The sequence below is a fragment of the Streptomyces sp. NPDC041191 genome, from assembly GCF_055591945.1.
Window position 1 is genome coordinate 424,041 of sequence record NZ_JBVIZC010000005.1, and the last position, 12,956, is coordinate 436,996.

Annotated in this window: 10 protein-coding genes; 1 reads left to right on the forward strand and 9 read right to left on the reverse strand. The window is 72.5% G+C overall.

Annotation, left to right across the window (positions count from 1 at the left end; translation table 11 throughout):
* Window positions 1-120 precede the first annotated feature (120 nt).
* The 6 genes from ACZ6AQ_RS13105 to ACZ6AQ_RS13130 form a co-directional block, all read right to left on the reverse strand.
* Entirely contained in the window at window positions 121-1,764 is a 1,644-nt protein-coding gene (locus ACZ6AQ_RS13105) for a beta-N-acetylhexosaminidase (RefSeq protein ID WP_468759729.1), read from the reverse strand.
* A gap of 4 nt (window positions 1,765-1,768) precedes the next feature.
* Window positions 1,769-2,617 (reverse strand): carbohydrate ABC transporter permease, encoded by an 849-nt coding sequence (locus ACZ6AQ_RS13110; RefSeq protein ID WP_468759731.1) that lies wholly within the window; start codon window positions 2,615-2,617, stop codon window positions 1,769-1,771.
* Window positions 2,614-3,585, reverse strand: a complete 972-nt coding sequence (locus ACZ6AQ_RS13115) for a carbohydrate ABC transporter permease (protein WP_468759733.1) — start codon at window positions 3,583-3,585, stop codon at window positions 2,614-2,616. The genes ACZ6AQ_RS13110 and ACZ6AQ_RS13115 overlap by 4 nt, the downstream gene beginning before the upstream one ends.
* 5 nt (window positions 3,586-3,590) lie before the next feature.
* Window positions 3,591-4,934: an extracellular solute-binding protein gene (locus tag ACZ6AQ_RS13120; RefSeq protein ID WP_468759734.1), complete on the reverse strand. Its 1,344-nt coding sequence runs from the start codon at window positions 4,932-4,934 to the stop codon at window positions 3,591-3,593.
* A gap of 256 nt (window positions 4,935-5,190) precedes the next feature.
* Window positions 5,191-5,484 (reverse strand): DUF3039 domain-containing protein, encoded by a 294-nt coding sequence (locus tag ACZ6AQ_RS13125; RefSeq protein WP_468759736.1) that lies wholly within the window; start codon window positions 5,482-5,484, stop codon window positions 5,191-5,193.
* Between the two features lie 89 nt (window positions 5,485-5,573).
* Window positions 5,574-6,134 carry a YqgE/AlgH family protein gene (locus tag ACZ6AQ_RS13130; protein WP_468759738.1) on the reverse strand — a complete coding sequence of 187 codons (561 nt, stop codon included), beginning with the start codon at window positions 6,132-6,134 and terminating at the stop codon, window positions 5,574-5,576.
* A 280-nt stretch (window positions 6,135-6,414) separates the two neighbouring features.
* Here ACZ6AQ_RS13130 and murA point away from each other — a divergent pair, with 280 nt between their 5' ends.
* Window positions 6,415-7,761 (forward strand): UDP-N-acetylglucosamine 1-carboxyvinyltransferase, encoded by a 1,347-nt coding sequence (murA, locus tag ACZ6AQ_RS13135; RefSeq protein WP_468759739.1) that lies wholly within the window; start codon window positions 6,415-6,417, stop codon window positions 7,759-7,761.
* A gap of 324 nt (window positions 7,762-8,085) precedes the next feature.
* Here the strand turns inward: murA and ACZ6AQ_RS13140 are convergent, their stop codons facing one another.
* From ACZ6AQ_RS13140 to ACZ6AQ_RS13150, 3 genes are all read right to left on the reverse strand, one after another.
* The gene (locus ACZ6AQ_RS13140) at window positions 8,086-8,367 is read right to left on the reverse strand and encodes an HU family DNA-binding protein (RefSeq protein ID WP_015033921.1); all 282 of its coding nucleotides are present in this window, start codon (window positions 8,365-8,367) and stop codon (window positions 8,086-8,088) included.
* Between the two features lie 313 nt (window positions 8,368-8,680).
* Window positions 8,681-10,111, reverse strand: a complete 1,431-nt coding sequence (locus ACZ6AQ_RS13145) for an NAD-dependent malic enzyme (RefSeq protein WP_468759741.1) — start codon at window positions 10,109-10,111, stop codon at window positions 8,681-8,683.
* Window positions 10,112-10,569: 458 nt separating this feature from the next.
* Window positions 10,570-12,918 carry a HelD family protein gene (locus tag ACZ6AQ_RS13150; RefSeq protein WP_468759743.1) on the reverse strand — a complete coding sequence of 783 codons (2,349 nt, stop codon included), beginning with the start codon at window positions 12,916-12,918 and terminating at the stop codon, window positions 10,570-10,572.
* Between the last annotated feature and the right edge of the window lie 38 nt (window positions 12,919-12,956).

Genomic DNA, 12,956 nt, shown 5'->3' on the forward strand with positions numbered 1-12,956 from the left:
TTCCGTTTCGTCGCCCCCGGATGCCGGGGACCGTCCCGCCCCGGCGGCGGGGACGGCCTCTCCCGGTGCGCTCCCCGGCGGCGGGAGCGCCGCTCCCGGGTGACGGGGCCGCCGGGACCCTCACACGTTCGGGGGCATCCCCTCCAGGGGCCGGCCGAGGACTCCGGGCCGGCGCTGCCGGGGCAGCGGCCCGGCGGGCGGCCGGTAGTCGACGCCGAGGGCGTCCAGGCGCCGGTAGTGGGTCTCCATGCGGCGTTCGAAACCGGTGTAGTCGCGGGCCTCCGGGGCGGGGAGCGCGGACCAGGCGACCTCGGCGAAGGCGGCGAGGCGGGGGAAGACCTGGTAGTCGACGCGGGAACGGTTCTCCATGACCTCGGTCCAGACGTTGGCCTGGGTCCCCAGGACGTGGGCGGCGGCCTCCTCGGAGAGCCCCGGCGGAACGGGCTCGAAGCGGTAGACGTCCTCCAGGGTGCGGACGTACCCGATGGGCATCGGCTCGTCCTCACCGGGCGCCTGCCGGTGGTCCAGGTAGACGTGCTGCTCGGGGCACATGACGACGTCGTGGCCGGCCTCGGCGGCGGCGATCCCGCCCCCGTAGCCGCGCCAGGAGGAGACGGCCGCGCCCTCGGCGAGCCCGCCCTCCAGGATCTCGTCCCAGCCGATCAGGCGGCGTCCGCGGGCGGCGAGCCAGCGGTCGAAGTGGCGGATGAACCAGGACTGCAACTCGTCCTCGTCGGCGAGGCCCAGCTCCTCGATGCGGGCCCGGGCGGCCGGGGACGCCTTCCACTGGTCCTTGGGGCACTCGTCGCCGCCGACGTGCACGAAGGGGGACGGGAAGAGCTCCAGGACCTCCTCGAAGACGCCCTCGTAGAAGCGGAGGACGGCTTCCGTGGGGGCGAGGACGTTCGGGTTGACGCCCCAGGTGTCCCAGACGGTGAGGGCGGCGGTGTCCACGACGTCGGTGTTGCCGAGTTCGGGGTAGGCGGCGAGGGCGGCCTGCGCGTGGCCGGGCAGGTCGATCTCGGGGACGACGGTGACGTGCCGCTCGGCGGCGTACGCGACGATCTCGCGGATGTCGTCCCGGGTGTAGAACCCGCCGTGCGGGGTGTCGTTCCACAGCGGCGAGGCCCGGTGGCCCCACTTGGTGCGGGCCCGCCAGGAGCCGACCTCCGTGAGCCTCGGGTGGCGCCGGATCTCGACGCGCCAGCCCTGGTCGTCGGTGAGGTGGAGGTGGAGGACGTTGAGCTTGTGGGCGGCGAGGAGGTCGATCAGGCGCAGCACGTCGTCCTTGGGCGCGAAGTGCCGGGCGACGTCGAGCATGAGGCCGCGCCAGCCGAACCGGGGCCGGTCCTCGACCGTGACGTGCGGGAGGTCCCAGGGCCCGCCGGACACGGGCGCCCGGCGGTACGCGTCGGGGCCGAGGAGCTGGCGGAGGGTCTGGGCGCCCCAGAACACCCCGGCGGGGCCGCCGCCCTCGACGAGGACGGCCGCACCGGGGTCCCCGGTGGTCAGCCGGTAGCCCTCGGGGCCGTGCTCCCGCGCCACCTGCTCGCTGATCCGCAGGCGTACGGCGTGCTCGCCCGTCCCGTCGGGGAACGGCAGCCCGGTGGCGGCGCCCAGGGCGGCGCGGAGCCAGCGGGCGGTGCCCCCGGTGCCGGGTCCGGCGTCGAGCGCGGTCCGCCCGTCGAGCGTGACGCGCCCGGGGGCGCCGCCCCGGCGCCCGGCCGACAGGGGTGCGGGGATCAGGTCCGTGGAACCGGTCATCGCGTCAGTCCTTCACCGCCCCGCCCAGTCCCGAGACCAGGCGGCGCTGTACGAGTACGAAGAAGACGAGCACCGGGAGGGTCATCACGGTCGAGCCGGCCATGATGCCTCCCCAGTCGTTCTCGTCGGGCTTGAAGAAGACGAGCAGGGCCATGGGCAGGGTCGACTGCGAGGTGTCGCTGATGAGGAACGACTTCGCGAAGAGGAAGTCGTTCCAGGTGGAGATGAACGAGAAGACGCTGGTGGCGACCAGGCCCGGGAAGACCAGCGGGAAGAGGATCTGCCACAGGAACCGGGTGCGGCTCGCGCCGTCGATCTGCGCCTGCTCCTCCAGGGCCTCCGGGACCGCCCTGACGAAGCCGCGCAGCATCCAGATCGCGAACGGCAGGGAGAACGCGATGTGCGGCAGGATCAGCGAGCCGAGGGTGTTGAGCTGCCCGAAGTCCCGCATGAGGAAGAACAGGGGGATGGTCAGCGCCTCGACCGGCACCATCTGCGCGACCAGGAACATGATCAGCAGCGTCGTCCGGAACCGGAAGCGGAACCGGGTGACGGCGGTCGCCGCGAGGAAGGCGATGACCGCGGAGGCGAGGACGACCGTGACGGCGACGAGCAGCGAGTTGAGGAAGTAGCGGCCGAAGTCCTGCTGTTCGAGGACGCGCCGGAAGGAGTCCAGGGACGGCGAGAGCGTCCACGGGCGCGGGTGCGCGGACTGGATCTCACCGGCCGGCTTGAGGGCCGAGAGGACCATCCAGTACAGCGGGAAGGCGACGGCGGCGGCGACGAGGAGGGTGACGGCCTCGGCGGCGAGGCGTCCGGGGCGCCGGACGCGCGGTGTGCGGAGGGCGCTCACAGTTCTTCTCCCTGGCGTCGCAGCAGGCGCAGGTAGACGAGCGTCACGGCCAGCAGGATCAGCAGCATGACGACGCCGATCGCCGAGCCCAGGCTGTACTGGGACGAGGCGAACGCCTTCTGGTAGGCGTACACGTTGAGGACGAGGTTCTGGCCGGCGATGCCGCCGCCGTTCGTCATCACGTAGATCTGGGTGAAGAGCTTGAAGTCCCAGATGATCGACTGGATCGTGACGACGACCAGGATGGGCCGGAGCATCGGCGCCGTGACCGCGCGCCAGATCCGCCACTGCGAGGCGCCGTCGAGGGCGGCGGCCTCCAGGACCTCCGTCGGGACGGCCCTGATGCCCGCGTAGACGGTGACCATCACGAACGGGAAGGAGCACCAGACGACTTCGAGGAGGACGAGGGCGAAGGCGCTGTACCGCCCGTACGTCCAGGAGAAGTCACCGAGTCCGAGGAGCCGGTTGACGGGGCCGAAGTCGGGGTCGAAGAGGAAGACCCAGACGGTGGAGCCGGTGACGGCGGGGGTGGCCCAGGCGCCGAGCGCGGCCATCATCAGGACGAACCGGGGCAGCGCGCGCACGCGCGTGAGGAGCACGGCCAGGGCGCAGCCGACGGCGAGCGTGGTGACGACGCAGACGGCGGCGAAGACGACGGTGGCGAGGAGGACCTGCCGGAACTGGGGATCGGAGAAGAGCGCCGCGTAGTTCCCGAACCCCTGGAACGAGGTGGGTTCGCCGCCGCTGACCTGGGCCTGGGTGTACTCCAGGAAGGAGATCAGGCCCAACTGGTAGACGGGGTAGACGAGGAGCGCGCCGAGGACGACGAGGGCGGGCAGCAGGTACAGCCAGGGGGTCCAGGCGCCGGGGCGCCGGGGACCGCGGACCGCGGGCGCGGGGCTCGCGGCCGGAGCGCCCGCGGCCGCTCCGGGCCGCTTCTCGACGGGCGGGACGAGCGGGGTCGTCATGCGGATCAGCCCGCCGACGCGAAGACCGCGTCCATCTTCTTCGCGGCGTCGTCCGCCGCCGCCTTGACGTCCTTACGGCCGCTGACGATCTCCTGGAACATCGTGGGCAGCACGAGGGAGGCGTCGATCTCGCCCCAGCCGGGGGACGCCGGGACGAACTTCGTGCCGGCGGCGAGGGTGTCGGTGAAGGGCTTCACGAAGGGCTGCCGCCGGGCGGCGTCGGCGCGCACGTCGGCGTACGTGGGCAGGAAGCCCATCGCGTCGAAGAGCCGGCCCTGGGCCTCCTTGCCGGCGAGGGACTTGAGGAGGTCGACGGCGAGGGTGCGGTGCGAGGTGCTCCTGAGGACGCCGATGTTGTTGCCGCCGGCGAAGGCGGGGGCGATCGAGCCGGGGGTGGTGCCGGGCAGCGGGACGACGGCGTACTTGCCCTTCACCGCGCCGGCCTCGACGGCCGCGTGGCTGAAGTCGCCGCCGATGGCCATGCCGGCCTTGCCGGAGGCGAAGGCGGTGACGGTGGCGTTGCCGCCCATCTGGGCGCACTTGGCGGCCGGACAGTTGTCGTCGCCGAAGAGCGAGGTGTACGTGGCGATGCCCTTGAGGGCGTCCGGGCTGTTGACGGCGGCCTTGTGGGAGCCGTCCCGCTCGGTGGCGAGTTCGCCGCCGGCGGCCCAGACGAAGGGCATGGCGCCGTAGGTGTAGGCGCCGCCGACGGCGATGCCGTACAGCTCGGGCCGGGCCTTGCGGATCTTCTTGGCCGTCTCGACGAGTTCGGCCTGGGTCCTGGGGGCCGTCAGGCCCAGGTCCCGGAAGACGTCGGTGCGGTAGTAGAGGGCGCGGACGCCGACGAAGAACGGGGCGCCGTAGACCTTGCCGCCGACGGTGACGGACCGGCGGGCGGTGGGGTCGGTGTCCTTGGCCTCGTCCCAGGCGGCGAACTCGGCGCTGATGTCGGCGAGGCCGCCGTCCTTGACGTATCCGGCGGTGTCGGTGTTGCCGTACTCGATGAGGTCGGGGGCCGACTTCGGGTCGTTGAAGGCGGCCTTGACGCGCTGGGCGCGGGTCTCGACGGGGATGTACTCGACCTCGACCTTCGCGCCCGCGTTGCGCTGCTCGAAGGCGGCGACGGCCTGCCGGACGGCCTGCTCCTTGGGCTTGTTGCTCACCTCCTGGAAGAGCCAGACGCGCAGGGTGCCGCTCTTCTCGTCCGTCGTGGCCTTCCCGTCCGAGGTCTGGGGCGCGCAGGCGGTGACGGTCAGCCCGGCCAGCAGGAGCGCGGTGACGGCGGCGGTGACGGGGGTGCCCCCTGCTCGGCCGAGGCCGAGAGCTCGGGGGAGGGCGGAAAGCTTCATGACGGGACCCCTCCAGGTACGTGCGTTGCAGCATGCGCAATGGCCGTTTCGTGCTGCACAACACGCGTGAGGTTAGGCGCGCTCCGTGCGGGCCGACAAGAGGTCTCGACCACCTCAACCACTCCGTGACCGGCGGAAGCACCCTGCGCAACGGGGAAGGGGAGGAACGCGACGAAAACGGAACGGCCCCCGCCGCACGCGCCGAAGCGCGCACGACGGGGGCCGTCACCGGGTCTCCCGGGCGCCGGGACCCGTCCTACGTGTCCTTGCCGCCCTTGCCGCCCTTGTCCTTGTCGCCGCCGGCGCCCATGGATTCGTAGATCTCCTTGCACATCGGACAGACCGGGTACTTCTTGGGGTCGCGCCCCGGCACCCAGACCTTTCCGCACAGCGCCACGACGGGCGTGCCGTCGAGCGCGCTCGCCATGATCTTGTCCTTCTGGACGTAATGGGCGTAGCGCTCGTGGTCGCCGTCACCGTGGGACACCTGCGGCGTCGGCTCGACGAGGGTCCCCGTACCTGCCCCGCGCTCGGGCTCGAGAGTGCTCATGGGACCCAAGGGTACCCACGCGGACACGGGAACCGGTGCCCCTCCGGGGGCGGCCCGTGGACCCTCCCCGCCCCTGGAGGCCCGTCGCCTCAGTTGAGTGACGGATCGTCCGGATACGTCGCGACCATCGCGAGGTCGCCGCGCTGCCGCCGCAGCACCTGCCGCCAGAGCGTCCCGGGCTCCGGGGAGGAGACGTCGCCGGGCTCCGACTCGACCACGTACCAGGCTCCTTCGCCCACCTCGGACTCCAGCTGGCCGGGGCCCCAGCCCGCGTACCCGGCGAAGATCCGCAGCGCGCCGAGCGCCGGTCCGAGCAGCTCGGGCGGGGTCTCCAGGTCGACGAGGCCGATCGCCCCGTGCACCCGCCGCCAGCCGAGCGGACCCTCGCCGCCGGGGATCACGGCGATGCCGAGGGCCGCGTCGAGGGAGACGGGGCCGCCCTGGAAGACGACGCCCGGCTCGCCCGCGAGGTCCGCCCAGGGGGCGAGGACGTCGCCGACGGTCACCGGCGTCGGCCGGTTGAGGACCACGCCGAGCGAACCCTCGTCGTCGTGGTCGAGCAACAGGACCACCGCGCGGTCGAAGTTCGGGTCCGCGAGGGCGGGGGTGGCCACGAGCAGCCGTCCTGTGAGCGAGGACACCTCGGTCATGCGACCCATGATCCCGCATCTTCGGCGCGCGCGGGGCGCGTCGGACGCGGGAACGCGGGAAGACGGGAACCCGCCGCAGTTCAGAGGGGAGGGGAGCGGACGGGCGGACGGGGCCGCCGGGAGAACCGGACGGTGACACTCCGCAAGATCGCGCCAACAGAGGGTGTTGTGCCGAATTCATTACGTCTGACAGGCCCCCCGACCCACCCGAAAGGGGTCCCACGGCCCCTTACTCTTTTCACTGGCCACCCGTCGGACCCACTTTCGGAACGCGAGATTCATGACCGGCACAGACAGCCATGACGTACTGCTTGTCCACGGCGGCACCCCGCTGGAGGGCGAGATCCGCGTCCGCGGCGCGAAGAACCTCGTGCCCAAGGCGATGGTCGCCGCCCTGCTCGGCAGCGGCCCCAGCCGCCTGCGCAACGTGCCCGACATCCGTGACGTCCGGGTGGTCCGCGGCCTGCTCCAGCTCCACGGCGTGACGGTCCGCCCGGGCGAGGAGCCCGGCGAGCTCGTCCTCGACCCGACGCACGTCGAGTCCGCGAACGTCGCCGACATCGACGCCCACGCCGGCTCGTCCCGCATCCCGATCCTCTTCTGCGGCCCGCTGCTGCACCGCCTCGGCCACGCCTTCATCCCGGGCCTGGGCGGCTGCGACATCGGCGGACGGCCCATCGACTTCCACTTCGACGTGCTGCGGCAGTTCGGCGCCACCATCGAGAAGCGGGCGGACGGGCAGTACCTGGAGGCCCCGCAGCGCCTGCGCGGCTGCAAGATCCGCCTGCCGTACCCCTCGGTCGGCTCGACCGAGCAGGTGCTGCTCACGGCGGTGCTCGCGGAGGGCGTCACCGAGCTGTCGAACGCGGCGGTGGAGCCCGAGATCGAGGACCTGATCTGCGTCCTGCAGAAGATGGGCGCGATCATCTCCATGGACACCGACCGGACGATCCGGATCACCGGTGTCGACCGGCTCGACGGCTACACCCACCGGGCGCTCCCGGACCGCCTGGAGGCGGCCTCCTGGGCGTCGGCGGCGCTGGCCACCGGGGGCAACATCTACGTGCGCGGCGCCCAGCAGCGCTCGATGATGACCTTCCTCAACACGTACCGGAAGGTCGGCGGCGCCTTCGAGATCGACGACGACGGCATCCGCTTCTGGCACCCGGGCGGCTCGCTCAACGCGATCGCCCTGGAGACGGACGTGCACCCCGGCTTCCAGACCGACTGGCAGCAGCCGCTGGTCGTGGCCCTGACGCAGGCGTCCGGCCTCTCCATCGTGCACGAGACGGTGTACGAGTCGCGGCTGGGCTTCACCTCCGCGCTCAACCAGATGGGTGCGCACATCCAGCTGTACCGCGAGTGCCTGGGCGGCTCCGACTGCCGCTTCGGCCAGCGGAACTTCCTGCACTCGGCGGTCGTGTCGGGCCCGACCCGGCTCCAGGGCGCCGACCTGGTCATCCCCGACCTGCGCGGCGGCTTCTCGTACCTGATCGCGGCGCTCGCGGCCCAGGGCACCTCGCGGGTCCACGGCATCGAGCTGATCAACCGCGGCTACGAGAACTTCATGGAGAAGCTGATCGAGCTGGGCGCCAAGGTCGAGCTGCCGGGCGGCGCGCTGGTCTAGCGGCCGCGGCGGGCCCGGTCCCGTACGGCTCCACGCGGGTGGAGCCGTACGGGACCGGGCCCTTTCGTCCGTACGGGGCCGGAGCGCGCACGGCGGGCCCCGCGGCCGGCGCGGAGCCGTCCCGCGACGTGCCCCCGTTGCGGAGCCGTACGCGCCCGTGTGGGGGCCGTACGCGCCCGTGCGCCCGTACGGGGCCGTACGCACCCGCGGAGGGCCGTGCGGGAGGCCCGGCGGCCCCCGGGGCCGGTGCCGGACGCTCCGGGGCGAACGAAAGGGCGGCCACCCCCGGAGGGGTGGCCGCCCTTTCAGCGCCTACAGGCCGCCTTACTTGCCCTTGGCGGCTTCCTTGAGCTTCGAGCCCGCGGAGACCTTCACGCTGTAGCCGGCCGGGATGTCGATCGGGTCGCCGGTCTGCGGGTTACGAGCGGTGCGAGCGGCACGGTGGGTGCGCTCGAAGGTCAGGAAGCCGGGGATGGTGACCTTCTCGTCGCCCTTGGCGACGACCTCACCGACGGTCTCGGCGAGAGCGGCCAGCACGGCGTCGGCGTCCTTGCGGGTCACCTCGGCGCGGTCGGCCAGGGCGGCCACCAGCTCACTGCGGTTCATGTTGTTACTCCCGTGTTCTTCTTGCCTGTGAGGCGTGCCACGCGGCGGAAGCCGCGCGATTGGGTACAGCGAAGCCGATGCTGCCAGGGCTCTCGGACAGTCCCCGGACCCGGGTCACATGGACAGACCCTCGCGCCCAAACACGCATCCTGCCCCCACCAGCGGCGGGAACGCCAATCCGGCACCCCCTCGGATCGCACGGAAAACACCGGGAACCCGTGGTGGTGACGTTCTGTCGACCCCGCGGAAACCGAGCGGAGCCGAAAAGCAACCCTAAAGGCGGGTTTACGCCACCGCGAATCGCGACGCGCCGTCAGCGCTCGGCCGGAACCGTGCCCGCCGCCGCCGTCTTCGCCGCGGCGCGGACCGCTCCCGCGACCGCGCCCGCGACCTTGTCGTTGAAGACCGACGGGATGATGTAGTTCGGGTTCAGCTCGTCCTCGGTGACCACGTCGGCGAGGGCCTCGGCCGCCGCCAGCATCATCTCCGTGTTGACCGTACGGGACTGGGCGTCGAGAAGGCCGCGGAAGACACCCGGGAAGACCAGGACGTTGTTGATCTGGTTGGGGAAGTCGGAGCGGCCGGTGGCGACCACGGCGGCGGTCTGCCGGGCGACGGCCGGGTCGACCTCCGGGTCCGGGTTCGCGAGCGCGAACACGATGGCGCCGTCCGCCATGGCGGCGACGTCCTCCGCGCCGAGCAGGTCCGGGGCCGAGACGCCGATGAAGACGTCCGCGCCGACGACGGCCTCCTTGAGGGTGCCGGTGACGCCCTCGGGGTTGGTGTTGTCGGCGATCCAGCGCAGCGGCGAGTCGGCCGGGGCCGCGACCAGGTCCTCACGGCCCGCGTGCACGACGCCGTGGATGTCGGCGACGACGGCGTGCTTGACGCCCGCCGCCAGGAGGAGCTTCAGGATGGCCGTGCCGGCCGCGCCGGCGCCGGACATGACGACCCGGACGTCACCGGCGCTCTTGCCCACCACGCGCAGGGCGTTGGTGAGGGCGGCGAGGACGACGATGGCGGTGCCGTGCTGGTCGTCGTGGAAGACGGGGATGTCCAGGGCCTCGCGCAGCCGGGCCTCGATCTCGAAGCAGCGCGGCGCGGAGATGTCCTCCAGGTTGATGCCCGCGAAGCCGGGGGCGATCGCCTTGACGATCGCGACGATCTCGTCCGTGTCCTGGGTGTCGAGGCAGATCGGCCAGGCGTCGATGCCGGCGAAGCGCTTGAAGAGGGCGGCCTTGCCCTCCATGACCGGCAGGGAGGCCATGGGGCCGATGTTGCCGAGGCCGAGGACGGCGGAGCCGTCGGTCACGACCGCGACGGAGTTGCGCTTGATGGTGAGGCGGCGGGCGTCCTCGGGGTTCTCGGCGATCGCCATGCACACCCGGGCCACGCCGGGGGTGTAGATCATGGAGAGGTCGTCACGGTTGCGGATGGGGTGCTTGGACGCCATCTCGATCTTGCCGCCGAGGTGCATCAGGAACGTGCGGTCGGAGACCTTGCCGAGGACGACGCCCTCGATGCCCCGCAGCTGCTCCACGATCAGGTCCGCGTGGGCCGTGGAGGTCGCGGCGATGGTGACGTCGATCCGGAGCTTCTCGTGGCCGGAGGCGGTCACGTCGAGGCCGGTGACGGAACCGCCGGACGACTCCACCGCCGTGGTGAGCTGGGAGACCGCGGTCCCGCTCGCGGGAACCTCCAGCCGGACCGTCATCGAGTACGAGACGCTGGGCGCCGTTGCCATGGCCGAGTTCCTCTGCTTTCCCTGAGCTTCATTGCTACGCCCGCCCCGGCTGGTTGCCCGGCGGCGCCCTCCGATGGTCGCACCTACCTGTCAGTAGCAGGTAATGCGGTCATTTTGTTTTCGGAAAGTAATTTCCACCATACGAGAAGTGGCCGGGAAACAGAAGAGGCCCTCGCCACCGGGGTGACGAGGGCCTCGGCCTCGTAGACGCGTACGAAGCCATCACGCTTGAGGGTGACACCGGCCCGCCATGCTCGCCTCGCGGCAAGTGGTCCCTCTGAGGGACGAAGGTTGGGCCCGGGGGCTTGGATCGGGCCGGTGTCGCCTCCAGGCTAACAAACCACTCGGGCAAGTGATTCCAGCGCCACAGGTTGACTCGAAATCGCCTGCGCGGCCCGTCGTGGGCAGGGGGCCGCGCCGCCCGACGGAGGCGCCACCGCCCCGCGGGGCGGACCGGATCAGTCCCTCAGCAGGTCCGGCACCCCCGCCGCGTCCGGCAGGTCGCCGGCCGCCGCGACCACCGTGAGCTGCTGCGTCGCCCGGGTCAGCGCCACGTACAGCACCCGCAGGCCGGCCGGGGACTCGTCCGCGATCTCCGCCGGCGAGACGACGACCGTCGCGTCGTACTCCAGGCCCTTCGCCTCCAGGGAACCGAGCGCCACCACCCGGTCGCCCAGGTCCGCGAGCCAGCGGGCGGCCTCCTGGCGCCGCTTCATGGCCACGACGACGCCGACCGTTCCGTCCACCTGGTCGAGCAGCCGTCGCGCCTCGAAACGTACCGTTTCGGCCAGATCCGCCGTCCCGGCCTCCTCGGGGACCGCGACGAAGCGGGGTTCGACCCCCGTCGAGCGGACCGCGCGCGGCGACTCCTTGCCCGGCATGGCCAGGGCGAGGACCCGGGCGGCCAGCTCGGCGATCTCCGCCGGGTTGCGGTAGTTCACGGTCAGCTCGAAACGGCGGCGCGGCCGGGAGCCCAGCGCCTCGTCCCGGGCCGCGGCGGCCTCGTCCGGGTCCGACCAGGAGGACTGCGCCGGGTCCCCGACCACCGTCCAGGTGGCGTGCCGGCCGCGCCGCCCGACCATCCGCCACTGCATGGGCGTGAGGTCCTGCGCCTCGTCCACGATCACGTGGGCGTACTCGGTGCGCTCCGCCGCGAGCCGCTCGGCCCGCTCGCGCTGGGTCTCCTCCCGTACCGGCATCAGCTCCTCCAGGCCGGTGAGCTGGTCCAGCGGGTCGTACTCCCGGCGCTTCCTCGGCCGGGCCGGGGCGCCGAGCAGGGTGTTCAGCTCGTCCAGGAGGGCCACGTCGTGGACGGACAGCTCCGGGCGGCGCAGGGAGCGGGCGAGCCGCCGCACCTCGCCCGGGTTGAGGACGCCGCGGGCCCAGCGGCCGAGCCGCCGCTCGTCGGCCATCGCGTCCAGGACCCGCCGGGGGGTGAGCTCGGGCCACCAGGCGGCGAGGAAGGAGAGGAAGGAGTCCTCGGTGGAGACGTCCTCGTCGAAGGAGGAACGCAGCTCGGCGGCGAGCTCGGGGTCGCTGTGCCGGCCGGCCGCGCCGGACTTGGCGTACAGCGCGTCGAGGAGCAGCCGGCGGGCGCGCGGGCGGAGCAGGTTGACCGGGGCGGTGCCGCCGAGGACGTTGTGGCGGATGCGCCGCAGCTCCTCGGCCTCCAGCTCCAGGCGGCGCCCGAAGGCGACCACCCGCAGGCGGGTCGGGGTGCCGGCGGGGGCCCGGCCGGCGTCCTCCCCCGGCTCGGGCGGGGCCTTGGGGGCGGGGGTCTCCAGGGCGCCCCTGGCGGCCTTGCGGAGCACCGCGAGCATGCGGGAGGAGCCCTTGATCCGGGCGACGGCCGGGTCGTCGTAGGCGGTGGCCCCGGCGCCGGCGGCTTCGTCGGCGAGTGAGCCGACCGCACGGATCGCGACCTGCCCCTCCTCGCCGAGGGACGGCAGGACGCCCTCGGTGTACGAGACGAGGAGCGGGGTCGGGGAGACGATCAGGATGCCGCCCGCGTACCGCCGCCGGTCCTGGTAGAGCAGGTACGCGGCCCGGTGCAGGGCCACGGCCGTCTTGCCGGTGCCGGGGCCGCCCTCCACGTACGTCACGGAGGCGGCGGGCGCCCGGATGACGAGGTCCTGCTCGGCCTGGATGGAGGCGACGATGTCCCGCATGGTGTGGCTGCGGGCCTGGCCGAGGGCGGCCATCAGGGCGCCGTCGCCGATCACCGGCAGCTCGTGCCCGTCGAGGGAGGCCCTCAGCTCGGGGCGCATGAGGTCGTCCTCGACGCCGAGGACCCGGCGGCCCTTGGAGCGGATGACCCGGCGGCGCACGACCCGGCCGGGGTCGACCGGCGTGGAGCGGTAGAAGGGCGCGGCGGCGGGGGCCCGCCAGTCGATGACGAGCGGCGCGTAGTCGGAGTCCAGGACCCCGATGCGGCCGATGTGGAGGGTCTCCCCGATGTCGGCGGTGCCGTCCGGGCGCACCGCGTCGTCGGCGGGCTCGACGGAGGTGTAGGCCCCGTCGGGACCCTTCTTCCCGTCCTTCCCGTCCAGCAGGTCGATCCTGCCGAAGAGGAAGTCCTCGAACTCGTTGTTGAGCCGGTTGAGGTGGATGCCGGCCCGGAAGACCTGGGCGTCGCGCTCCGCGAGGGCGCCCGGCGTGCCGACCTGACCGCGCTGGGCGGCGTCGTTCATCAGGAACTCCGCCTCGTGGATCTTCTCCTCCAGCCGTCGGTAGACCCGGTCAAGATGTTCCTGCTCGACACCGATCTCACGGTCCCTGACCGTGTCCACGGCTTCCTGCGCGGCCACCTGGGGCCCCCTTCTCACGTGCACTGGGCAGCCGTCGA